Genomic DNA, 24,447 nt, shown 5'->3' on the forward strand with positions numbered 1-24,447 from the left:
GGCTCGAGCTTTTTGCACCCTCTCCCCTCCGGGGAGAGGGTTGGGGTGAGGGGCCGACCTTGCGACCAAATCCATTCGAAGCGTGCTTTGTAGACACGTTATCGCGAGCACCCGCCCCCTCACCTCAATCCTCTCCCCGAAGGGGAGAGGAAGCGAGAGCGCGTAGCGCCATTGCGCGCTGGCGATCCTTATCGCGGCCAAAGCTTTCCAGGATGCGAATCTGGTCCTCCACCGAAGGCACCGGCACGGCCAGCCCATCGACGCCGGCCAGCGTGAGGCGCCCCGCACTCACGGGTTGCCAGCCAGACGCTCCACCGAGCTCCAGCCCACCCATGATTTCAACCGGCATGCCGGGAAAAGCAAAGCGCGCGAAATGCGAGCGAAAGCGCTCCGCCTCGGCGGGCGCGTGATGTTCATCGCGCAGTGAAGCCCATAGCGTCATCAGTCGTTCGGCGTCGTCGCGCGACACCAGTACATCGACATCGGCCACGCCCACCTCGGCGCCCACCAGCAGCGCAGCAGCGCTACCGATCAGGCACCAGGGATCGACGCAGTGCACGTACAGCTCGGGCACGATCCGGGCCAGCGTGCGGTAGAGCGCGGGCGATACATGACTCATGCGCGCCGACGCCGCCATTCGTCGCGCGTCTGGCCCCATAGCTCGACGGGCGCGTCCTCGAACGGCGGCGGCAGTTTGCCCGGGCCGCGCAGGCGCGAACCCAGTCGTTCCGCCACTTTCTGCGAAGGGACGTTGGCGGGATCGATGCAGTGGATGATGTCGGTCCAGCCGAGCTGGTCGATGGCCCAGTCCATGCAGGCGCTGGCGCCTTCCAGCGCATAGCCCTTGCCCCAGGCATGCTGCGCCAGTCCCCAGCCCACTTCGGTACCCGGCCAACCTTCGGGTTGCCATGGCCCCATGCGGCCGATCCACTCACTGCTGCTTTTCTCGATCACCGAGAACATGCCAAAGCCCTGGATCTCCCAGGAGCCCACCATGGTGAGAAAGCCACGCCAGGCAGCGGCGCGCGGCTGCACGCCGCCGATGAAACGGGCCGATTCCAGGTTGGCCATATTGGCGGCCCAGGCATCGAAATCCTCGCGGCACGGGGGGCGCAACAGCAGGCGATCGGTTTCGATGCGGATGTCTTGCCAGCTCATTCCCGAAAACCTCCCATTAAAACCAAGGAACCTCGAAAAACCGCGTCTTTTCCGTCATTCCCGCGCAAGCGGGAGGTGCCTTACAACAGCGAAGCTGGTCATCCAGTGCCTCTGCGTTCGACGGGCTGAAAGTCGCTGGATTCCCGCTTGCGCGGGAATGACGAGTTTTTCCAAGTTTCCACCCGGGATGCGGGTTTGTGCGATGGGCCGAGCATTACTTAGAACGCGTTGATACCCGTCAACTCACGGCCCACCACCAGCTGATGCACGGTTTCGGTGCCCTCGTAGGTGATCACCGACTCAAGGTTCAGCGCATGACGGATCGCCACGTGCTCGGTGGTGATGCCGGCGCCGCCGAGGATGTCGCGGCATTCGCGCGCGATGTCGATGGCCATGCGGCAGTTGTTCCACTTGGCCAGCGAGACCTGGGTGGGCTGCATGTTGCCGGCGTCCTTGAGGCGGCCAAGCTGCAGCGAGAGCAGCTGCGCCATGGTGATGCGGCGGGCCATCTCGGCCAGCTTCAGCTGCACGGCCTGGTTGGAGGCCAGCGGACGGCCGAAGAGGATGCGCTCCTGCGAGTAGTCCAGCACTTCCTTCAGGCAGGCCTGGGCGGCGCCGATCGGGCCCCAGGTGATGCCATAGCGCGCCTGGGTGAGGCAGCCGAGCGGACCCTTGAGGCCCTTCACGTTCGGGAGGCGGTTGGCTTCCGGCACGCGCACGTTGTCGAAGAACAGCGCGCTGGTCACCGAGGCGCGCAGGCTCATCTTCTTGTGCACTTCCTGCGCGGTGAAGCCCTTGGTATCGGTGGGCACGATGAAGCCCTGGATGCCGTCTTCGGTCTGCGCCCACACGATGGCGATGTGCGCCACGTTGCCATTGGTGATCCACATCTTGGCGCCATTGATGACCCAGTCGCCGCCATCTTTCTTGGCATGGGTCTTCATGTTGGCCGGGTCCGAACCACCGTGCGGCTCGGTGAGGCCAAAGCAGCCGATCACTTCGCCGGCCGCCATCTTCGGCAGATAGTGCTGCTTCTGCTCTTCGGTGCCGTAGGCGTAGATCGGGTACATGCACAGCGAGCTCTGCACCGAGGCGAAGCTGCGCAGGCCGGAATCACCGCGCTCCAGCTCCTGGCAGATCAGGCCGTAGCTGACGCCGTTCATGCCGGCGCAACCGTACTTTTCGGGCAGCGTGGCGCCCAGCAGGCCCAGGCTGGCGATCTCGGGGATCAGTTCCTTGGGGAAACGGCCCTGGTCGAAGCAATCGCCAATGATCGGCAACACTCTCTCGTCGACGAAACGGCCCACGGTGTCCTGAACCATGCGCTCCTCATCGGAGAGCAGCGAGCGGACGTCGTAGAGATCGAGGGGATTCAGGCGAGCGGACATGCTTCGGTTCCGTAATCGGGAGGGGCAAACCGCCATTCTAGCGATCCTGACCCGCCCGGTCATGGCGAGGTGCAGCAGGCCGGGGTAGGCGGCCGGGGGCGGCTATGGGACCATGCGCGCCTTCTCGTCGTCCCAGCGCAGGCTGGGACTTGGCGTCTCCATTCGTGCGGTCAAGGCACGAGATCCCTGCTTTTGCACCGATAACGAGCCTCCTCAGCCGGAATCCCCATGTTCAAAGGTGTAATGCTCGGTTTCGCCTGCTACGCCGCCTATGCGATCAGCGACGCCTTCGTGAAATCCCTGCACGGCAGCCTGCCGGCCTACGAGGCGGTGTTCTTCGGCGCCGTGCTGATGCTCAGCGCCCTGCCCTTCATCCGCAAGCCGGAGGATCGCTATCTCGACGTCTTCCACGCGCGCAAGCCGCGGCTGTGGTGGATCCGCGCGATTACCGGCGCCATCTGCAATATCACGTCGGTGATCGCGTTCACCGCGCTGCCGATGGCCGAGGCGTTCGCGTTGATCTTCCTGCTGCCGATCTTCGTCACCCTGCTCTCGGTGATTTTCCTGAAGGAACACGTCGGCTGGCGGCGCTGGTCCGCGGTCATCGTGGGCTTTATCGGCGTGCTGGTGGTGTTGCGGCCGGGCTTCCGCGTGCTGGGGCCGGGCCATCTCGCCGCGATGACCTGCGGCCTTTCAGGCGCCGTCTCGGTGGTCGCCTTGCGCATGGCGGGCCCGCACGAGAAACGCATCAGCCTGTACGGCGCCGGTGTGATCGGCCCCCTGGTCAGCGGCGGCGTGCTGATGTTGCCGGCCTTTGTCTGGCCAGACCTGCACCAATGGTCGCTGCTTGCCGGCTACGGCCTGCTGGCCGGCCTGGCCGGCGTGCTGCTGATGCTGGCGACCCATCACGCGCCGGCCAACCGCGTGGCGCCCGCCCAGTACAGCCAGATGCTGTGGGCGATCGGCTTCGGCTACTGGCTGTTTGGCGATCATTTGGACTGGCCGATGCTGATCGGCATTGCACTCATCCTCGGTTCGGGTTTGTTCACCCTGGTGCGCGAGGAACAAGTCACCTCATGGTGGCGACGCACCAAGATGGTGTGAGCGGTCGTAGCCACGCCAGCGCTTCTCCCCGCCCGACGCCATCGGCCGGGCTCGCCTCAGGCGCTAGCCGCCGATGATCACCAATCCGTGACGACGGCTATGCCATCAGTCATGCGTGGCAGCGATATCAAGCACCTACGACTGAAACCCGGGCGGCGCGCCCTTGGCAGGCGAGAAGATGACGCCGTCCGCGGTCAACCGCAGGGGCAACGAGTCGTTGAAATTGTCACGACAGCTTTTTGCTGTCGGCAAGCCACGTCATTTGAGTCGGCAACGCTTCGAATGATGGATGTGTGCTTGCTTGCCTTGTGAAGCTTGCAATGACCCGCTGGGAGATGGCGTATGAGTGCCGACACGTCGACAACAACCGGACACGTGCGCAAACGTCGGGGCTGGTTGATCGCCGCCATCATCGTCATCGTCCTGATCGTGCTGATGGTGGTGCATATCCTGACCGGCGCCAAAACCAAGCCCGGCAATCCACCGCAAGTCGTCAGCGTCGCCACCGTATCGCTGGGTGACATGCCGGTCATCCTCAATGCGCTGGGCACGGTCACGCCGGTCGCCACCATCAACGTGCTGCCGCAATTGAGCGGCTACCTTACCGCCGTCGGTTACCAGGAAGGCCAGGACGTGAGCAAGGGGCAGTTCCTCGCCCAGATCGACCCGCGCCAGTTCGAGATCAACAAGCAGCAGGCGGAAGCCCAACTGGCCAAGGATATGGCGAGCCTGGCCCAGTCACGCTCCGACCTGGCGCGCTACACCCAGTTGCACGAGCAGCATTCGATTGCCGAGCAGACCTATACCGGCCAGCAGTTCCTGGTGCAGCAGAACGAAGCAGCGGTGAAGGTCGACAAGGCCAACATCGCGCAGGCCGAACTCAATATCGAGTATTGCCACATCACCGCGCCGGTGGCCGGGCGCGTTGGCCTGCGCCTGGTCGATCCCGGCAACTTCGTCACCCAGTCGAGCTCGCCGGGCATCGTGACCATCACCACCATGAAGCCGACCACGGTGCAATTCACGGTGCCGCAGAATTCCCTGAACCAGGTGCTGCAGCGCGTGAATGCCGGCGCCAAGCTGCCGGTGACGGTCTACAACAGCAACAACACCAAGCAACTGGGCACCGGCACGCTGTTCGCGCTGAGCAACCAGATGGCGACCAGCACCGGCACGGTGACCTTGCGCGCCACCTTCCCCAACGACGACGAAGTGTTGTTCCCCAACGAGTTCGTCAACACGCAGCTGCTGGTCGACACCATGCACAACGCGGTGCTGGTGCCCACGCCAGCGGTGCTCAGCGGTGCGCCGGGTGATTTCGTCTACCTGGTGAATGCCGACCAGAGCGTCTCCGTGCACAAGGTGACGCTGGGGCCCAGCGATGGCCGGCATACGGCGATCCTGGCGGGACTCGCGGCGGGCCAGCAGGTCGTGACCGATGGCACCGACCGCCTGAGCGACGGCGCCAAGATCAAGATCGCCGCGGCGAAGCCGACTGCCGCGGGTGCTGCCCCGGCAGCGGCGTCATCCGCGGGACCTGCCCAGCACGACAGCGGCAAGCGAGCGCACGGCGCCAACTCAGCGTCGTCGTGATCGTCGGACCGGCCATCCCATGAATATTTCCCGCCTGTTCATCCTCAGGCCGGTGGCGACCTCGCTGCTGATGATCGCCCTGGTGCTGGTGGGCCTGGTCGCGGTGCGCTTCCTGCCGGTGTCCTCCCTGCCCGACGTCGACTACCCGACGATCCAGGTGCAAACCTTTTATCCCGGCGCCAGCCCGACGGTGATGGCGACCACGGTGACGGCGCCGCTCGAGGTGCAGCTGGGCCAGATCCCCGGCCTGCAGCAGATGACCTCGAACAGCTCGGCGGGCGCGTCGGTGATCACCTTGCAGTTCGACCTGTCGCTCAACCTCGACGTGGCCGAGCAGAACGTGCAGGAGGCGATCAACGCCGCCAACAGCCTGCTGCCCTCGGGCCTGCCGGCGCCGCCGACCTATGCCAAGGTCAATCCGGCCGACCAGCCTATTCTCACGCTGGCGATCACGTCGAATTCGATGTCGCTGACGCAGCTGCAGGACGTCGCCAGCAACCGGCTGGGCGCGAAGATTTCCGAAGTCTCGGGCGTCGGCCTGGTCACCCCGGCCGGCGGCAATGTTCCTGCCGTGCGGGTGGAGGCCGACCCCAGGAAGCTGGCCGCGTACGGACTCAATATCGACGACCTGCGTTCGTTGATCGCGAACACCAATGTCAGCCAGCCCAAGGGCAATTTCGATGGCCCGTACCTGAACTACACCATCAACGGCAACGACCAGATCCAGGATCCGGAGGACTATCTCAACACGGTGGTCGCCTACCAGAACGGCGCCCCTGTGTTCCTGCGCGACGTGGGCCGCGTCACCAACGCGCCGCAGAATACCGAGCAAGGCGCCTGGTTCAACACCACCCAGGCCATCGTGCTGAACGTGCAGCGCCAGCCGGGGGCGAACGTGATCGCCACGGTCAACAAGATCATGCAGGAGCTGCCGGCGCTGGAATCCACCTTGCCGGCGGGGATGAAGGTGCAGGTCGTGGCCGACGGCACCGGCGTGATCCGTGCTTCGGTCAGCGACGCGGCGTTCGAGCTGGTACTGGCCATCGTGCTGGTGGTGCTGGTGATCTTCGTGTTCCTGCGCAATGTGCCGGCCACCTTCATTCCCAGCATCTCGGTGCCGGTGTCGCTGATCGGCACGCTGGCCTTGATGTATGAGCTGAACTACTCGATCGACAACCTCTCGCTGATGGCGCTGATCATCGCCACCGGCTTCGTCGTCGACGACTCGATCGTGATGATCGAGAACATCGTGCGCTATCTGGAGGAAGGTCGCACGCCGCTGGAGGCCGCGCTGGAAGGCGCCGGGCAGATCGGCTTCACCATTCTCTCGCTGACCGTGTCGCTGATTGCCGTGCTGATCCCGCTGTTGTTCATGGGTGGCGTGATCGGACGCCTGTTCAGCGAGTTCGCGGTGACCCTGGCGGTCACCATCGTGCTGTCCGGCATCGTCTCGCTGACCCTGGTGCCGATGCTGTGCGCGCGCCTGTTGCGGGCGCAGGCCCAGCGTCACCCCAGCCGCTTCGAGCGCGTCAGCGAGGGCTTGTTCAACAAGACCCTGGATGCCTACAAGCGCGGCCTCAGCTTCGTCATGGCACGGCAGACGCTGACCTTGATCGTCTTCGTCGCCACCCTGGTGTTGACCGTCATCCTGTACGTGGTGATCCCCAAGGGCCTGTTCCCGGTGCAGGATGTGGGCGTGATCCAGGGCATCAGCATCGCCGACAACTCGGTGTCCTACAGCGCGATGGTGAACCGGCAGCAGGCCTTGGCGGAAGCAATTCTGAAGGATCAGGACGTGACTGGACTCACGTCGTACGTCGGTATCGACGGCACCAATACCACGCTCAACAACGGCCGCTTCCTGATCAACCTGAAGGCCATCGACGACCGCTCGTCGACCGCGGCCGAGATTGCCCGGCGCATCCAGGGCGAGGTGGCGAACATACCGGGCATCAAGCTGTACCTGCAGCCGGAACAGGATCTCACCCTCGACACCACGGTGTCGCCGAACCAGTACCAGTTCGTGCTGCGCGGGCCGAGCCAGCAGGCCTTCATGCAATACGTGCCCGAGCTGATCACGCGCATGAAGAACATCAAGTCGATCACCGACGTCACCAGCGACCTCAACAACGATGGCCTCAGCGTGGACGTCGAGGTCAACCGCCAATTGGCGGCGCGCTTTGGCATTACCGCGGCGACGATCGACAACGCGCTGTACGACGCGCTGGGCCAGCGCATCGTGTCGACCATCTTCAACCAGTCCAGCCAGTACCGCGTGATCCTGGTGGCCAAGCCCGAAAGCATGCCGACGGTGGAGTCGCTGGGCGACCTGTACCTCCCTAGCCAGACCAGCAGCACCGGCCAGGTGCCGCTCAAGGGCATCGCCACCATCAAGATCACCAAGTCGCCGCTGGTGCTCAGTCACCTGGCGCAGTTTCCGTCGGTGACCATTTCGTTCAACCTGGCCAAGGATGCCTCGCTGAGCAAGGCGGTCGAGGAGGTCAACCAGGCCGAGAAGGCGGTGAACCTGCCCTCGTCGATCACCTCGTCGTTCCAGGGTGCAGCGCAGGCCTTCCAGGATTCGCTCTCAAGCGAGGTCTATCTGCTGATCGCCGCCCTGGTCGCCGTCTACATTGTGCTTGGCGTGCTGTACGAGAGCTTCATCCATCCGCTGACCATTCTCTCGACCCTGCCTTCGGCCGGTATCGGCGCGCTGTTGGCCTTGATGATCGCGGGCAGCGACCTGGACGTGATCGGCATCATCGGCATCGTGCTGTTGATCGGAATCGTCAAGAAGAACGCGATCATGATCGTGGACTTCGCGCTCGAGGCCGAGCGCGACCACGGCAAGCCGCCGGAGGAAGCGATCTTCGAGGCCTCGCTGCTGCGCTTCCGCCCGATCCTGATGACCACGCTGGCGGCCATGCTGGGCGCACTGCCGATGCTGCTGGGCACCGGTACCGGTTCGGAGCTGCGCCGCCCGCTGGGCCTGGCCATCATTGGTGGCCTGGCGTTGAGCCAGATGCTGACACTGTTCACCACGCCGGTGATCTACCTGTTCTTTGATCGGCTTGCGCAGCGCTTCCGCCGCAAGGATCCCGAACAGGCTACCGAGCCCGTGCCGTGAGCATCCCCGGGCTCTTCATCAAGCGACCGGTGGCGACCACCTTGCTGGCGGTCGCCATCCTGCTGTCCGGCTTGCTGGCGTATTTCCGGCTGCCGGTGGCACCGCTGCCGAACATCACGTTTCCGGTCATCGTGGTGCAGGCGAACCTGGCCGGCGCCAGTCCCAACATCATGGCCGCGACGGTGGCCGCGCCGCTGGAGCGGCGCCTGGGCACGATTGCCGATGTCACCGAACTGACCTCGCAGAGTTCGGTCGGCACTTCGCAAATCGTGGTGCAGTTCGGCTTGAACCGCGATATCAACGGCGCGGCGCGTGACGTCCAGGCCGCCATCCAGGCCGCGCGCGCGGACCTGCCCACCACCTTGCGCAACAACCCAACGTATCGCGAATACAACCCGGCCGACTCGCCGATCATGGTGCTGGCGCTGACGTCAAAGACGCTGACCCGCGCCCAGCTCTACGACTCGGCCGATTCGGTGATCCAGCAGCAGCTGTCCCAGGTCGATGGCGTGGGCCAGATCACCCTCGGCGGCAGCGCCCTGCCCTCGGTGCGCGTGGAGCTGGAGCCCGATCAGCTCAACAGCTACGGCATCGGGCTGGAAGACGTGCGCGCCGCCATCAGTTCCGCCAATGCCGACAGCGCCAAGGGCCATATCGACGAGAACGGCCAGCGCTTCGAAGTGCTGTCCAACGACCAGATCAACAAGGCCGCGCCGTACCGCGACCTGGTTTTGGCTTATCGCAACGGTGCGCCGGTACTGCTGCGCGATGTCGCCAACGTGCTGGACTCGGCGGAGAACATCCGCAATGCCGGCCTCTACAACGGCAAGGATGCGGTGCTGGTCATCGTCTATCCGCTGCCCGGCGGCAATATCGTCAAGACCGTGGCGCAGATCCGCAAGGTGCTGCCATCGATCGAGGCGACCCTGCCGCGCAATGTGCATATCGGCATTGCCCTGGACCGCTCGCAGTCAGTGAATGCGGCGGTGAACGACACCGAGCGCACCTTGTTCATCGCAGTGCTGCTGGTGATCGGCGTGGTCTATATCTTCCTGCAATCGCCGCGCGCAATCCTGGTGCCGGCGGTGGCGCTGCCGCTGTCGATCGTCGGCACGTTCGGGCCGATGTACCTGCTTGGCTACAGCATCGACAATCTCTCGCTGATGGCGCTGACCATCGGCACCGGCTTCGTCGTCGACGATGCGGTGGTGGTGCTGGAAAACATCGTGCGCCACGTCGAGTCGGGCATGGACGTGCGCGAAGCGGCCTTGCGCGGCAGCGCCGAGGTCAGCTTCACGGTGATCTCGATGAGCCTGTCCCTGATCGCGGTGTTCCTGCCGATCCTGTTGATGCCGGGCATCGTCGGCCTGCTGTTCCATGAATTCGCGGTGACGCTGTCGATCGCGATCCTGTTGTCGCTGGTGATTTCGCTGACCGTCACGCCGACCATGGCGGCCTACGTGCTCAACCGCCGCACCCTGCATTCGAAGGCGCGCTGGGCCCTCTGGTATGAGCGCCAGTTCGAGCGCTTCAAGAACGCGTACTCTCGCTCGCTCACGGCCGTGCTCGATCACGCCCTGCTGGTGGGCTTGACCCTGATTGGCCTGATCGTGCTGAACGTCTTCCTGATCAAGCTGGTGCCTTCCACCTTTTTTCCGGAGCAGGACAACGGCATCCTGATCGGCCAGATCATCGCGGACCAGAGCATCTCGTTCCAGGCGATGGAGAGGAAGCTCGCGCAGCTGCAGGACATCGTGGAGAAAGACCCCGCTGTCGAATCGGTCGCCGGCTTTACTGGTGGCCGGGCACTGAATACCGCCAATGTATTCATCGAGCTGAAACCGCTGGCGAAGCGCAAGCTCTCGGCCGCGCAGGTGGTCGATCGCCTGCGGCCCCGGCTTAACGCGGTCGCGGGCGCCAAGCTGTTCCTGCAGGCCGCGCAGGATTTGCATATCGGCGGACGACAGTCGGCCTCCGAATACCAGTACACGCTGACCAGCGACGACCCGGAAGCGCTGTTCCTGTGGGTGCCGCGGCTGGTAGCCGAGCTGGGCAAGTATCACACCCAGATGACGGACGTGAATTCGGACCTGCAGCAGAACGGCCTGCAGATCTTCGTCAACATGGATCGCGCCACCGCGTCGCGCTACGGCTTTGCGCCGAACCAGCTCGACAACGTGCTCTACGACGCCTTCGGCCAGCGCACCGTCTCGACCGTGTACAACCAGCTCAACCAGTATTTCGTGGTGATGGAGGTGGCGCCGAAGTATTGGCAGTACCCGCAGATGCTCGAGCGGATCCGCTTCAGCACCGCGGCCGGCAATGCCAGCGGCACCCAGCAGACGCAGCTGTCCAGTGCGCTGGTGAAGCCGGTCACCGCCGTGTCGGCCGTGAGCACGTCGTCGGGTTCCTCGGCGAACACCAATGCACGCAATGCCGATGCCGAGGCGAACCAGCTCACCAATGCCATTTCCAATTCGAAGGGCGGCAGTTCCAGCGGCAGTGCAGACAGCACGGCGCCAGAGACGATGGTGCCGTTTCCCGCGCTGGCGACCTATGTCAGCAACCACACCGCGACCCAGGTCAGCCACCAGGGCGGCCTGGTCGCCGCCACCATCTCCTTCAACCTGCCGCCGGGCGGTTCCTTGAGCAGTGCGTTCGCGGCGATCGCGCAGGCCTCGCAGGAGTTGGGCCTGCCGGCTTCCATCCATGGCAGCTCGGCCGGTGCCGCGCAGGTGTACGCGCAGTCCATGTCGACCATGCCCCTGCTGATACTCGCGGCACTCGCCGCGGTCTATATCGTGCTCGGCATCCTCTACGAGAACACCGTCCATCCGATCACCATCCTCTCCACCCTGCCCTCGGCGGGCATTGGCGCCACGCTGGCCCTGCTGATCTTCGGCACGCCGTTCTCGGTGATTGCGATGATCGGCATCATCCTGCTGATCGGCATCGTCAAGAAGAACGCCATCATGATGATCGACGTCGCCATCCACCTGCAGCGCGACGACGGCCTGCCGGCACCGGAGGCGATCCACCAAGCCGCCGTGATACGACTGCGCCCGATCATGATGACCACGGCGGCCGCCGTGCTGGGCGCGGTGCCTCTGGCCGTCGGCATTGGCCAGGGCGCCTCGCTGCGCCAGCCGCTGGGCATCACCGTGATGGGTGGCCTGATCCTCAGCCAGGTTTTCACGCTGTACACCACGCCAGTGATCTACCTCTATCTCGACCGCCTGCGCGCCAGGCTCGCCACGTGGTCGGAAACCCTGCCGTGGAACCGTTCGGACGCGAGTGCATGACCATGAAAACCCCACGCAAAACTTTGGCCGTCTCGATGACGCTGTGGCTAACCGGCTGCATGGTCGGCCCGGACTACCACCGCCCGCAGGTGAGCGTGCCGATCCAATACAAGGAGCTGCCCGGCTGGACCGCCGCCGCTCCGGCGGAAGACGTGGCCAAGGGCAATTGGTGGGCGGGTTTCAACGATCCGCTGCTCAATGAGCTCGAACCCATGGTCGTGGTCTCGAACCAGACCGTACGCACGGACTACGCGAACTACCAGGCCGCGCTGGCGGAAGTCCAGGTGGCCCGCAGCGCCCTGTTCCCGACCATCGGCATTACCGGTGACGTCACCCGGGATCGCGTGGCCACCACCAATGCCGGCGCCGCCGAACATATCCGGCAGGTGACGTCGTCCGGCTCGCTCGAAGGCACGGCCAGCTGGGCACCCGATTTTTGGGGCAAGGTCCGCCGCACCGTCGAAGAGAACAAGGCGAACGCCCAGGCCAGCGAAGCGACCCTGGCCAATGCCACGTTGTCGGAGCAGACCGCGCTGGCCACCGCCGTGATCGATCTTCGCGTGACCGACGCCAATATCGACCTGCTGCAAAAGACCGTCGCCGCGTACCAGGAATCCCTGCGCGTGGTGAGCAACCAGGACAAGGCCGGCACCATCGCCCCGTCCAACGTGATTACCGCACGCACGCAGCTGGAAAACGCACGATCCAGCCTGATCGCGCTCGGCGTTGCCCGCGCACAGGATGCCCACGCGATTGCGGTACTGGTCGGCAAGAATCCGGAAGACCTGGACATCCCGCACAGCACCAGCTTGCCGGCCCTGCCGACGGTACCCTCGGGCGTGCCGTCCACCCTGCTCGAACGTCGGCCGGACATCGCCGTGGCCGAGCGCCAGATGGCCGCGCAGAACGCCGCCATCGGCGTCGCCATCGCGGCCTACTACCCGAACATCTCGCTGACCGGCACCGACGGCTTCTCGCAATCGCCACTGGCCGGTTTGCTGCATATCGCGAACCGCGTGTGGTCGCTGGGTGCCAGCGCCACGGAAACGCTGTTCGATGCCGGCGCACGCCATGGCGAGGTCGTCGCCGCCGAGGCTACCTACGATGCCGCCGTCGCCAACTATCGCGGCACCGTGCTGACCGCCTTCCGCAACGTCGAGGACGATCTTGCCGGCTCCAGCATCCTGGCCCAGCAGGCCGAGGTATTGGATGCCGCCGTGCACGATGCCGACCGCGGCGCCGAGATCGCCTTCAACGAATACCAGGCCGGCACCGTCGACTACACCACCGTGGCCACGGCCCAGACGACCCAGCTGAGCACGCAACAGACCGCGCTGAACGTGCAGCAGCAACGCCTGCTCAATGCGGTGTCGCTGATCGGCGACCTGGGCGGCGGCTGGTCGGCCAGCGCACTGGGCGACGCAAAACAGGCGACGGCCAAACGCTGAGCCTATGGCGCAGGCGCAGTGCGCTTGGCACACTGCGCGTCTTTCCACGTCAGATCCAGCGATGCCGCCTCGTCTTGAACTCTCGCCCATCGTCGCCGGCCTCTGGCGCATCACCTCGTGGAAACTCAGCGTGGCCGAGCGCGTGCGCTGGGTCGAACAGGCGCTGGCGCTGGGCATCACCACGTTCGATCACGCGGATATCTACGGCGACTATCGCGCCGAGAGCGAATTCGGCGAGGCCTTGAAGGCCGCGCCTGCGTTGCGCGCGCGCATGCAACTGGTGAGCAAGTGCGGCATTCGCCTGCGCTCTGCCGAGCATGCTTATCGCATCAACTACTACGACAGCTCCGCAGCGTATGTGCGCGAGCAGGTGGAACTGTCCTTGCGCAAGCTGCACACGGAACAGCTGGACCTGGTGCTGATCCATCGCCCCGACTATCTGATGGACGCCGCTGCGCTGGCCGAGACCTTCGCCGCACTGACCCGCGAGGGCAAGGTGGCGCATTGGGGCGTCTCCAACTTTTCCACCAGCCAGTTCGCGCTGTTGCATCAACAGCACCCGCTGCTGACCAACCAGATCGAACTGTCTCCGCTGAAGATGGACGCGCTGGACGACGGCACGCTCGACCAGGCACAACAGCTGGGCCTGCGCCCGATGATTTGGTCGCCACTGGGCGGCGGCCACCTGTTCACCGGCGAAGACGAACAAGCCGTGCGCCTGCGCGCGGAAATGACCGAGATAGCCAGCCGCTACGGCATCAGCCTGACCACCCTAGCGTTCGCCTGGGTGCTGCGCCATCCATCACGCCCGCACCCGATTACCGGCACCGGCCGCATCGAAGGCCTGCGCGATGCGGTCGCCGCCCTGGATGTGAAACTCGACGCCGATGACTGGTACGCGATCTGGACGGCGAGCAAGGGCCATTCGGTCCCCTGATTGTGTAGGAGCGCACCCTGTGCGCGATCACGGGGTTACCGCTACGTAGGTTTGTCGCGCACTGGGTGCGCTCCTACAGGGTGATCGCCGCGCTGACCCCTGTGCTGATCTTCCACGCCGGACCGAAGGATAGTCATGAAATTGGGATGCTTGGTCGTTGGCCTACTCGCCCTGGTGCTCGGCGTGCGCGCGGAAGCCTCGACTTGCGTGGCACCGTCGAACGCCGCCAGCATCGCCCTGCAAGGCCACCCCTTCGCTGCCGTGGCCAGTGCCGACGGCTGCTGGGTGTTCGTCACGCTGGACATGGGCAGGAACCGTGGCGCCGTGGCCGTACTGCACAACCAGGATGGCGCGTTCAACCTCGATCGCAGCTTCGACCTGAGCGGCAATGCCTACGGCGCGTCACTGACCCACGACGGCAAGGTGCTGGTGGTGGCCGACGCTGACGACACCGCCGTGCTGGATGTCGCCGCACTCGAGCAAGGTGACGCCAGCCCCCTGCTTGGCCTGTTCCACAACGGGTCGAACGCGGGCGCGATCTATACGGCGATCAGCCTGGACGACAGGCTGCTCTTCGTCAGTGACGAGGATGCCAGGAGGATCAGCATCTTCGACCTGGCCCAGGCCCGCGCGGACACGTTCCAGAACAAGACCGCCATCGGGCATATACCGACCGCATTCGCCCCGGTAGGACTGGCCCTGTCTCCCGATGGGCGCTGGCTCTACGCGACGAGCGAGATCGGCCCGGCATCACGGGGCCTGCCCAATACCTGTCAGTCGGAAGACGGCAAGGGGCGGATGCACCCGCAAGGTCTCCTGCTCCGCGTGGATGTCGACAAGGTCGTCTCCGATCCCAGGGCCGCCCTGGTGTCGGCCTTGCCCGCCGGATGCAATCCCGTGCGCGTGGCCGTATCGCCTTCCGGCAAGCAAATCTGGGTCACCGCGCGCGGTGGCAACGCCTTGTTGCGCTTTCAGGCCGACGATTGGCTCGCCAAATCCACGCAATCCACGTTTGACTCCTACGCCATCGGCGCCAATCCCATCGGCGTCGTGGTCCGCCCGGACGACAAGCAGGTGTGGGTCGCCTTGTCCAACCGGTTTGGCAAGAGGAGTGACGGCCAGATCGCGGGCCTGGACTATGCGGCGGGGGCATCTTCGATGAAGCTGATGACGGCCGCCGCGTCGGGCTTTCCGCGCGAAGTCAGCTTCCTGCCCGATGGCCACACCCTGGTCGCGACGTTGTTTGACGCGAAGCTGGTCGAATTCATTCCCACGCCGGATTGACGCCCCAACCAGCATCCATCAAGGCCGCAAACCCTTGTGTGGATGTAGGAGCGCACCCTGTGCGCGATAAGCCTACGTAGCGGTGACGCCGTGATCGCGCACAGGGTGCGCTCCTACATACATATGGGTTTAGCGGTTGCTTACGCCGTGCGGTACGTGACCGGTGGCGACGTGCTTGCGCGCCGACTCCACGTTGGCCGGCGAATCGTCGAAGAAGATGTCGGCGCCAAAGGCGTCGAGGAACGGCCCTTTGTCGCGGCCGCCGAGGAACAAGGCCTCGTCGATACGCACGCCCCAGCGGCGCAGGGTGAGAATCACGCGCTTGTGTGCAGGTGCCGAGCGCGCCGTCACCAGCGCGGTGCGGATCGGTGAGTCTTCCGCGGGAAACGCTGCCTGCAGGCGATGCAGGGCGGTGAGGAAGCCGCGGAACGGTCCTACCGACAGTGGCTGGTCGGCCAGCGCGTGTTCGCTGCGATGGAACGCTTCCAGGCCTTCCTCGCGCGACACCCGCTCGCCTTCGTCGCCGAAGATCACGGCGTCGCCATCAAAGGCGATACGCAGCTGTTCGGTGGCGCGCGGCGGCGCGGTCGACGGCAGGATGGTGGCGGCGGCCACGCCGGCGGCGAGCGCACGGCCCACGTCTTCGGCGTTGGCGGACAGGAACAGGTCGGTCTTGAACGGCGCGATATAGTCCGACGTAGGTGCCCCGCTGGTGAACGCAGCGCGGCTGATCTCAAGTCCGTAATGCTGGATCGCATTGAAGATGCGCAGGCCGGTATCGCCCGAATTACGCGACAGCAGGATCACTTCCACGGGTGGCACGTCACCGGCCAGCTTGTTGAGGTCGAGCAGTTTTTGCACCAGCGGGAACGCGACACCCGGCTTCAGGATCTCGTCCTCATGCTCGATCTGGAACGAGCGGTAGGCATCCAGGCCATCGCGCTCGAACAGCGCGTGACTATCACCCAGGTCGAACAGGGCGCGCGAGGAAATCGCCACCACCAACCGGTTGTCACCGACTGAAGAGGGATCGTGGGCGTCGGGGGTGGGGGTGTTCATAGTGTCCAATCTAGCAAAAGCGGAGCCGGGATGAGGGATGAGTAGTGAGGGCGCCAAAACCAACCACCTGAGGTAAGCCTGGACGGAGCGACGACCCTTCTGACAACGACGGGACGCTTACCTCAGGTGGTCAGACTTCGCGCCCTCACTACTCACCCCTCGCCCCCGGCTCCACCGTCAATCCGGCGCAAACTGCTCATCCAGAATGCGCTGCTCCAGATTGTGCTCGGGGTCGAACAGCAGGCGTACGCCGTGGCCTGCCGATTGGCGAATTTCGACCTCGCGCACGTCGCGCACTTCGTGGAAATCGGCGGTGGCGCTCACCGGCCGCTTGCCGGGATCGAGAATGCGCAAGGTGACGAGCGTGCGATGCGGCAGGATGGCGCCGCGCCAGCGCCGCGGCCGGAACGGGCTGATCGGCGTCAGCGCCAGCACATTGGCATCCAGCGGCAGGATGGGACCGTGTGCGGAAAGGTTGTAGGCCGTCGACCCCGCCGGCGTCGACACCAGGATGCCATCGCACACCAGGGTGGTGAGCTTGACCGTATCGTTGAGCTTCACTTCCAGATGCGCGGCCTGGTTGCTCTGACGCAACAACGACACCTCGTTGAACGCCAAGGCATGATGTGTCTGCCCTTCGGCATCGGTGGCGCGCATTTCCAGGGGATAAAGGACGGCAGCGTGCGCACGCTCGATGCGTGCATCCAGGCCGTCGATCCGATGCTTGTTCATGAGGAAGCCGACGCGCCCCAGCTTCATGCCATAGACCGGCGCCGGCAAGTCGCGATAGGCATGCAGGGTGCGCAACATGAAGCCGTCGCCACCGAGCGCGACGATCACATCGGCCTGCTCCGGGGCCAGGTCGCCGTAGCGCTCCGTGAGCTTGCGCCGGGCTTGCTGGGCAACATTGGTACCGCTGGCGACAAAGGCAAAGCGCATAGGGCCGGACATCGGTCAGGTAGCGAAGGCCTCAGTTGAGCGTAGATGGACGAAGGGCGCAAGACCGTTGCCGATCTGCGCCCTTGGTTTCCCAACCACAAAGGCCCCGGCGCCCGCCAGGCGCCGGGATCCATGACTTACTGGTTGACCGGCACCTGCGCCAGCTGGGCCAGGCGACGGACCGCGACCGAAGCGATCGGGTAGTCCGCGTTCTGGGTGAGGATCTCCGCCAGCATGTTGCGCGTGTACTTCAGCGTGGCATCGTCACGCTGCAGCCATGCCTGCACCGGCGAGATGTCCTTGGAGCCGCCGGTCAGCGACAGCACCTGCAGGACCAGGGCGCGGTGCTGGTGGTTGAGCTCGTCCAGCAGCGAACCGCGTGCCTGGGCGTGCCAGGCACCCTCGACCGGCAGCGCCTCGATCTGGCTGCGCAGCCATTCCAGGTCGAGCGATTCGCCCAGCTCATAGAACACGCTGGCCACCTTGTCGATCGGCTGACCGCTCTGCTGCGCGACTTCCACGATGTCCAGCATGGCGCGCAGCTCGGGGATGCGCGCCAGGCGCAGGGCCAGTTCCGACGTCAGGCCGAGGCCTTCCCACTTTTCCTGGCTGGTGGCGAAGTCGGCCTTGCCAGTGTCGGTGAGCGCCGCAGGCAAGGCGGCGTGCAAGGCCGACACGCCGTTCTGGTAACGCTCGACATTGGCGTTGATGTCCAGCGTGCCGCCCGGGCGGTTCAGCAGCCAACGGGTCATGTGACGCAGCAGCGACCAGATCTGCAGGATGGCGTCGATCTGGGTGTTCTCGGCCACCTTGCCGTCCAGTGCCTCGACCTCCGACCACAACGAACGGGCGCCGAGAATCTCGCGCGCCGCCGTGTAGGCCTTGGAAATCGCCGCCGGACCCTGGCCGGTATCTTCCTGCATGCGCATCATGAAGGTGGCGCCCATGCGGTTGATCGTCGAGTTGGTCACCGCGGTGGCGATGATCTCGCGCTTCAGGCGATGGCGCTGCATGTGCTCGGCGTACTTGGTGTGCAACGGCTCGGGGAAGTAGCGCACCAGCTCCTTCGACAGGTACGGATCTTCCGGCACGTCGGAGTCCAGCAACTGCTGGAACAGCTTGAGCTTGTCGTACGACAGCAGCACCGACAGTTCCGGGCGCGTCATGCCGATGCCGCGCGTCTTGCGCTCGACCAGCTCCGCTTCGCTCGGCAGGTTCTCCACCTGGCGATCGAGCAGGCCTTCGCTCTCCAGCATGCGGATGAAGTGCGCCATCGAGCCGATGCGCGCCACCGACTGATGCTCCATCAACGTGATGGCCTGGTTCTGGCGATAGTTGTCCCACAGCACCAGCTCGCCGACTTCATCGGTCATCGCGGCCAGCTGCTTGTTGCGAGCGTCATCGGTCAACTCACCACGCTGCACGGCATCGTTCAGCAGGATCTTGATGTTCACCTCATGATCGGAGGTGTCCACGCCGGCGGAGTTGTCGATGAAGTCGGTATTCAGCAGCACGCCATGCTGGGCAGCCTCGATGCGTCCCTTCTGGGTGAAGCCCAGGTTGCCGCCCTCGCCTACCACCTTGCAGCGCAGCTCGCCGCCATTGACGCGCAAGCCGTTGTTGGCGCGATCGCCCACATCGGCATGCGTTTCGTTGCTGGACTTCACATAGGTGCCGATGCCGCCGTTCCACAGCAGGTCCACCGGCGCCTTCAGGATGGCGCTGAGCAGCTCGTTCGGCGCCAGCTGGGTCACCTCGGCCTTGAGGCCAAGCACGGCACGCACTTCCGGCGACACCGGAATCGATTTCAGGCTGCGCGAGTAGACGCCGCCACCGGCGGAGATCAACGACTTGTCGTAGTCCTCCCAGCTCGAGCGCGGCAGCTTGAACATGCGCTCGCGCTCGACGAACGAACGCTCCGTATCCGGATTCGGGTCGAAGAAGATGTGGCGATGGTCGAACGCCACCAGCAGGCGGATATGGCGCGACAGCAGCATGCCATTGCCGAACACGTCGCCCGACATGTCGCCGATGCCGACGCAGGTGAAATCCTCGGTCTGGGTATTGCGGCCCAGCGCGCGGAAGTGGCGCTTCACCGATTCCCAGGCGCCCTTCGCCGTGATGCCCATGCCCTTGTGGTCGTAGCCGTTCGAACCGCCCGACGCGAACGCGTCGCCCAGCCAGAAGCCGTGCTCGATCGAGATCGCATTGGCGATGTCGGAGAACGTGGCCGTGCCCTTGTCGGCAGCCACCACCAGGTACGGGTCGTCGGCGTCGTGGCGCACCACGTCGTGCGGCGGCTTGACCTTGCCCTCGACCAGGTTGTCGGTGATGTCGAGCAGGCCATTGATGAACATGCGGTAGCAGGCAATGCCTTCCGCCAGCTGTGCATCGCGGTCGCCGTTCACCGGCGCACGCTTCACGAAGAAGCCGCCCTTGGAACCGACCGGCACAATGACGGTGTTCTTCACCATCTGCGCCTTGACCAGGCCCAGCACCTCGGTGCGGAAATCCTCGCGGCGGTCGGACCAGCGCAGGCCGCCACGGGCAACGGCACCAAAGCGCAGGTGGATGCCTTCCACGCGCGGCGCGCACACAAAGATTTCGCGGTACGGCACCGGCTTTGGCAGTTCCGGCACGCCGTGCGAATCGAACTTGTAGCTGATGTAGCTGCGGTACGCGCCCTCCCACTGCTGGAAGAAGCTGGTGCGCAGGGTCGCGCGGATCAACGCCATGAAGCTGCGCAGGATGCGATCGTCGTCCAGGCTGGACACGGTTTCCAGCAAGGTGCCGATCGCCTCTTCCACCACGGTGATCTGCTCGGCGCGCGGCTTGGAAAGCGCACCCACCAGACCATCGATCAGGGCCGGATGCGCCGCACGCACGGACTCCGGAATCAGCGCCTGCATTTCGCCGGCCAGCGCCTGGCCCGCCTTGTGCAATTCCGCGGCGGACAGCGATTCACGGCGCGGATCGAACTTGGCAAGGAATAGCTCCACCAACAGGCCGGCGATCGCCGGGTAGTGGTTGAAGGCGTCCTCCATGTAGCTCTGCGAGAACGCCACGCCCGTCTGCAGCAGGTACTTGCAGTAGCCGCGCAGCATGGCGATCTGGCGCCAGCTCAGCTTGGCGCCAAGCACCAGGCGATTGAAGCCGTCGTTCTCGGCGTTGCCGCGCCAGATCTGTTCGAAAGCGTCTTCGAACTGGGAACCCACCTGCTCCACACTGAAGGCCAGGCTGCCGGCGGTCTGGACCTCGAAGTCCTGGATGTACAGCGTGGCGTCACCCACGTGGACGTCGTATAGGTGCTCGGTGAGCACGCGCAGGCCCAGGTTCTCCAACTGCGGCAGCACCTCGGACAACGCGATGTCGCCACCGCTGCGGTAGATCTTGAAGCGTAGCTCTTCAGGGCGCGCGACCGGGTGGTAGAACGACATGCGCACTGCGTCATCGCCCTTCAGCAGCGACAGCTGGCGCACGTCCTCGGCGGCGGCGGCGGGCGCCACGTCTTCGACGTAGCCCGCGGGCATGGCCTTGCCATAACGGTTCGCCAACACCACACCGTCTTGGTCGCCGAGCTTGGCCACCAGCGCATCACGCAGGTCGTCCTGCCAGTTGCGCACGATCGCGGCCACGCCCTTCTCCAGCTCGGCCACGTCGAGTTGCACGTGGTCGCCGATCTTCGGGCGCACCACCACGTGCAGGCGCACCAGGGCGGCCTCGCCCATCAGCACGGAGGAATCCAGGTACTCGCCGCGCATGCTGGTGCGCATCAGCGATTCGATGCGCTCGCGCACCGCGGTGTTGAAGCGCTCGCGCGGCACGAACACCGTGCAGGTAATGAAGCGGCCGTAGCGGTCGTGGCGCACGAACAGGCGCGTGCGCGCACGCTGGCGCAGTTCCAGCACGCCCATCGAGACTCCGTACAGCTCCTCCTCGCTGGCCTGGAACAACTCGTCGCGTGGCAGCACCTCGAGGATGTGGCGCAGCGCCTTGCCCGAGTGCGAGTCACGCTTGAGGCCCGAGCGCTCCATCACGTACTCGAACTTCTGGCGCACCAGCGGCACCATCTGCGGACGCGACATGTACGCGCTGGACGTGAACAGCCCCAGGAAACGCTGCTCGGCGATCGGCTTGCCGGCGGCATCGAACTTGAGCACGCCCACGTAATCCATGTACCCGGAGCGATGCGCGTGCGAACGTGCATTGGTCTTGGTGAGGATGATGGCATCGGTCGAGCCCGACTGCGGAAGGTCGTGCGCCACCAGGGTGCGCAGCGAGCGCGGAGCCAGCGAGCGCTCGAGCCTGTGCAGGATGCCCATGCCCGACGATTCGTCGGCACGCAGCACTTCCTCGCCATCGGCCTCGGTCACCACGTATTCGCGATAGCCCAGGAAGGTGAAGTTGTCATCGGCGAGCCAGCGCAGGAATTCCGCGGCCTCCTTGACCGATGCGGCGTCCAGCGGGAGCTCGCGCGACGGCAGGTCGGCGGCGATGGCCAACGCCTTGTCACGCATCCTCGGCCAGTCGGCCACGGCGATGCGCACGTCCTCCAGCGCGCCCTCGAGCTTCGCCTTCAGCTGGGCCTGCGCCGCCTCGTCGGCCACGCGGTCCACTTCAAAATGCATCACCGATTCGGGCTGAACGTCCTCGGCGCCGAGCTTGAGCAGTTTGCCTGCCGCATCGCGCGTCACGTCGACGACCGGATGGATCACCAAGTGAATCTGCAGATGTTCGGCCGCGACCATGGTCACGGTGTCCACCAGGAACGGCATGTCGTCCGTCACCACCTGGATATAGCTGCGGCCTTCGTGGCCGGCGCCAGGATTGATCACGCGCACGGAGGCGCGGGCTGGCTGACGCTGCTGCATGAAATCGAGCAGGTCCGCGATCAAGGCGGCCCATTCGGTCGTCGTGTGGGTTCGCAGATCGCTATCTGCAATACGCGCAAAGAAAGCGTTGATAAAAAATTGCGCCTCATCAAGGCGCTGGGTCGGTAGTCCGCTTTTCTTCAGTTCTTCGAAAACAACAGTGGGGAAGGAGCCGTTGCTAGCCGCACGAATCGCGTTCATGGCATCTACTGTTCAGTGGAGACGGAATGAGGCAAAAAAAGCTCTAGAAGAATACGCCTCGCGTCAGACCTTAGCTACCTTTGCAGTGAGACAACTTCAGCTTGTAGCAGGTCATGACGCTCTCGCAGCAACACCGAAGATGAGTGCGTAACGCGTGCGCGCAAACATGCATGACAGTTTTCACGGCATCGCTGCTAGTCGCAAAAAAACCCGTGACTACCGCATGTTGCCGACACTGTCGGCAGCTTTGTGCCGCGTTGCCACTACTGCAATACCTGCGCGTATGTCACACCGGTCGATCACGTCGGGTGCACCTCGGCCTGACCTTGCACGCTGCAACGCAACAGAAAAAACGATGCGCGATGCGCACCGTCAGGCTGGCGAATGCCTCAGCTAGGATCTCCACAGCCCGCACCGGTCGAGAAGATGTCGAAGCGTGGGCACCGGGTCCGAGGCCGACACTGTTCCTTCACGGATGTAGGTCAAAATTGACCGCCCGGGTCCGGCGCGGCGAGAACGGCCCTCGGAGCAGGCGTGGCCTGTCACTTTTCTCCCCACGCGGCGGGCTCTTGGCGTCAATCGAGAGGCAAAGTCAACGGCTCTACAAATTTTAAACTGTACGGTATAGTCCACGCCCGCTCACTATGCGTGAGCCGCAGCTTGCGCCCCGATCCCGCCCAGGGCCTCTCCCCAGGACCAAAGGCACTCGGGGCGGTCGTGCGCTCAACGTAAGCTCACCCCCTTTCGTCGGCGCCCGGAGTGGCGTCGATGTGCTGCATCCCGACCACATTAAGAAGAATGGAGCCCACATGAAGTCCTCGTCATTGCGCACACCCCTGCTGTGCCTTGGCCTGCTCTCACTGGCCGCCTGTGGCAAAGGCAAGGAGCAAGGTCCGCCGCAGATGCCGCCGCCGGAGGTTGGCGTGGTCAAGGTGCAGCCGCAGACCGAGCCCTTGCGCAAGAGCCTCGTGGGCCGTCTTTCCCCCTATCGCAGTGGCGACGTGCGCGCCCGCGTGTCCGGCTTGCTGCTCAAGCGCGTCTACGTCGAAGGCAGTGACGTCAAGCAGGGGCAGCTGATGTTTGAGATCGACCCGGCGCCCTATCAGGCCGCACTGAACGCGGACCTGGCCAACCTGGCCGCGGCCAAGGCGACCTATGCCAATGCCCATGTCCAGGCCGAGCGTGATCGTGCCCTGGTACCGAAGGGCTTCGTGTCCAAAGCCCAGCTGGATGCGGACGAAGCCACCGAGCGCAGCTCCGCAGCCGCGGTGCTGCAGGCCGAAGCCGTGGTGCAGACCGCCCGGGTCAACCTGAGCTATACCAAGATCACTGCCCCGATCGATGGCCGCTCCGGCCAGCAGCAGGTCACCGAAGGCGCCATCGTCGGCAGCAGCACGGCCGATACCGGTGCCAACGCCACCCTGCTCACCACCGTTGACCAGCTCGATCCGCTTTATGTGAATTTCACCATGAGCGTGGCCGACCTCGACCGGCTGCGTCGCGCCCAGAACACCGGCAAGGTGACGTTGTCCGAACAGAACAAGGCCACCGTGGCGGTGACCCTGCCCGACGGCAGCGTCTACGACCAGCAAGGCACGCTCGATTTCTCCGACACCACGGTCAACCCGTCCACCGGCGCGGTGAACCTGCGCGCGCAGCTGCCGAATCCCAACCGCACCCTGCTCCCGGGCCAGTACGTCACCATCGACGCCAACCTCGGCGAGCAGCACAACGTGTTCCTGGTACCCCAGGCGGCGCTGCTGCGCGACACGGTCGGTGCCTACACCATGGTGGTCGGTGAGGATGGCAAGGTGGTGCGCAAGAACGTCACCGCCAACGACACCAGCGGCAACAACTGGATCGTCACCAACGGTCTGCAGGCAGGCGATCAAGTGGTCGTGTCGGGCCTGCAGCGGGTCAAGGAAGGCGCACCGGCGAAGGCAGCGCCGTGGCAGCCCGACCAGGGCGCCCCGGGCGGTGCCGCCAAGCCGGGCCAGGCCCCGGCTAGCGGCAAGCCGGCCGGCGGGCAGTAAGGG

The 24,447-nt window shown here is 64.8% G+C and carries 14 protein-coding genes; 8 read left to right on the forward strand and 6 right to left on the reverse strand.

What is annotated here, in order from left to right:
• Positions 1-124: 124 nt before the first annotated feature.
• The 3 genes from OUZ49_RS09850 to OUZ49_RS09860 form a co-directional block, all read right to left on the reverse strand.
• Complete coding sequence (locus tag OUZ49_RS09850) at positions 125-619, reverse strand: nucleotidyltransferase family protein (RefSeq protein WP_266150205.1); 495 nt, start codon at positions 617-619, stop codon at positions 125-127.
• On the reverse strand, positions 616-1,158 hold the full coding sequence (locus tag OUZ49_RS09855) for a GNAT family N-acetyltransferase (RefSeq protein WP_266150206.1): 543 nt from the start codon (positions 1,156-1,158) through the stop codon (positions 616-618). Before OUZ49_RS09855 ends, OUZ49_RS09850 begins: the two co-directional genes overlap by 4 nt.
• Before the next feature lie 218 nt (positions 1,159-1,376).
• The gene (locus tag OUZ49_RS09860) at positions 1,377-2,546 is read right to left on the reverse strand and encodes an acyl-CoA dehydrogenase family protein (protein ID WP_266150207.1); all 1,170 of its coding nucleotides are present in this window, start codon (positions 2,544-2,546) and stop codon (positions 1,377-1,379) included.
• Positions 2,547-2,774: 228 nt separating this feature from the next.
• On the opposite strand from OUZ49_RS09860, the gene OUZ49_RS09865 reads away from it, so the two are divergent.
• From OUZ49_RS09865 to OUZ49_RS09895, 7 genes are all read left to right on the forward strand, one after another.
• Entirely contained in the window at positions 2,775-3,650 is an 876-nt protein-coding gene (locus tag OUZ49_RS09865; RefSeq protein ID WP_266150208.1) for a DMT family transporter, read from the forward strand.
• 342 nt (positions 3,651-3,992) lie between these two features.
• Positions 3,993-5,243 carry an efflux RND transporter periplasmic adaptor subunit gene (locus OUZ49_RS09870; protein ID WP_266150209.1) on the forward strand — a complete coding sequence of 417 codons (1,251 nt, stop codon included), beginning with the start codon at positions 3,993-3,995 and terminating at the stop codon, positions 5,241-5,243.
• Positions 5,244-5,262: 19 nt separating this feature from the next.
• Positions 5,263-8,370, forward strand: a complete 3,108-nt coding sequence (locus OUZ49_RS09875; RefSeq protein WP_266150210.1) for an efflux RND transporter permease subunit — start codon at positions 5,263-5,265, stop codon at positions 8,368-8,370.
• On the forward strand, positions 8,367-11,672 hold the full coding sequence (locus tag OUZ49_RS09880; RefSeq protein WP_266150212.1) for an efflux RND transporter permease subunit: 3,306 nt from the start codon (positions 8,367-8,369) through the stop codon (positions 11,670-11,672). The genes OUZ49_RS09875 and OUZ49_RS09880 overlap by 4 nt, the downstream gene beginning before the upstream one ends.
• Positions 11,673-11,674: 2 nt before the next feature.
• Positions 11,675-13,120, forward strand: a complete 1,446-nt coding sequence (locus OUZ49_RS09885) for an efflux transporter outer membrane subunit (RefSeq protein ID WP_266150213.1) — start codon at positions 11,675-11,677, stop codon at positions 13,118-13,120.
• A 61-nt stretch (positions 13,121-13,181) separates the two neighbouring features.
• On the forward strand, positions 13,182-14,057 hold the full coding sequence (locus OUZ49_RS09890) for an aldo/keto reductase (protein WP_266150215.1): 876 nt from the start codon (positions 13,182-13,184) through the stop codon (positions 14,055-14,057).
• 135 nt (positions 14,058-14,192) lie between these two features.
• On the forward strand, positions 14,193-15,341 hold the full coding sequence (locus OUZ49_RS09895) for a YncE family protein (protein WP_266150216.1): 1,149 nt from the start codon (positions 14,193-14,195) through the stop codon (positions 15,339-15,341).
• Positions 15,342-15,470: 129 nt separating this feature from the next.
• On the opposite strand, the gene OUZ49_RS09900 is transcribed toward OUZ49_RS09895, so the two are convergent.
• The 3 genes from OUZ49_RS09900 to OUZ49_RS09910 form a co-directional block, all read right to left on the reverse strand.
• Complete coding sequence (locus OUZ49_RS09900; RefSeq protein WP_266150217.1) at positions 15,471-16,400, reverse strand: 5'-nucleotidase; 930 nt, start codon at positions 16,398-16,400, stop codon at positions 15,471-15,473.
• A gap of 177 nt (positions 16,401-16,577) precedes the next feature.
• Positions 16,578-17,351, reverse strand: coding sequence for an NAD kinase (locus tag OUZ49_RS09905; RefSeq protein WP_266150219.1), 774 nt, complete (start codon positions 17,349-17,351; stop codon positions 16,578-16,580).
• A 125-nt stretch (positions 17,352-17,476) separates the two neighbouring features.
• On the reverse strand, positions 17,477-22,411 hold the full coding sequence (locus OUZ49_RS09910; protein ID WP_266150220.1) for an NAD-glutamate dehydrogenase: 4,935 nt from the start codon (positions 22,409-22,411) through the stop codon (positions 17,477-17,479).
• Between the two features lie 809 nt (positions 22,412-23,220).
• Between OUZ49_RS09910 and OUZ49_RS09915 the strand changes: the two genes are divergently transcribed.
• On the forward strand, positions 23,221-24,444 hold the full coding sequence (locus OUZ49_RS09915; protein ID WP_266150221.1) for an efflux RND transporter periplasmic adaptor subunit: 1,224 nt from the start codon (positions 23,221-23,223) through the stop codon (positions 24,442-24,444).
• Positions 24,445-24,447 lie beyond the last annotated feature (3 nt).

The sequence above is a fragment of the Dyella halodurans genome (genome assembly GCF_026283925.1).
Taxonomy (GTDB): domain Bacteria; phylum Pseudomonadota; class Gammaproteobacteria; order Xanthomonadales; family Rhodanobacteraceae; genus Dyella; species Dyella halodurans.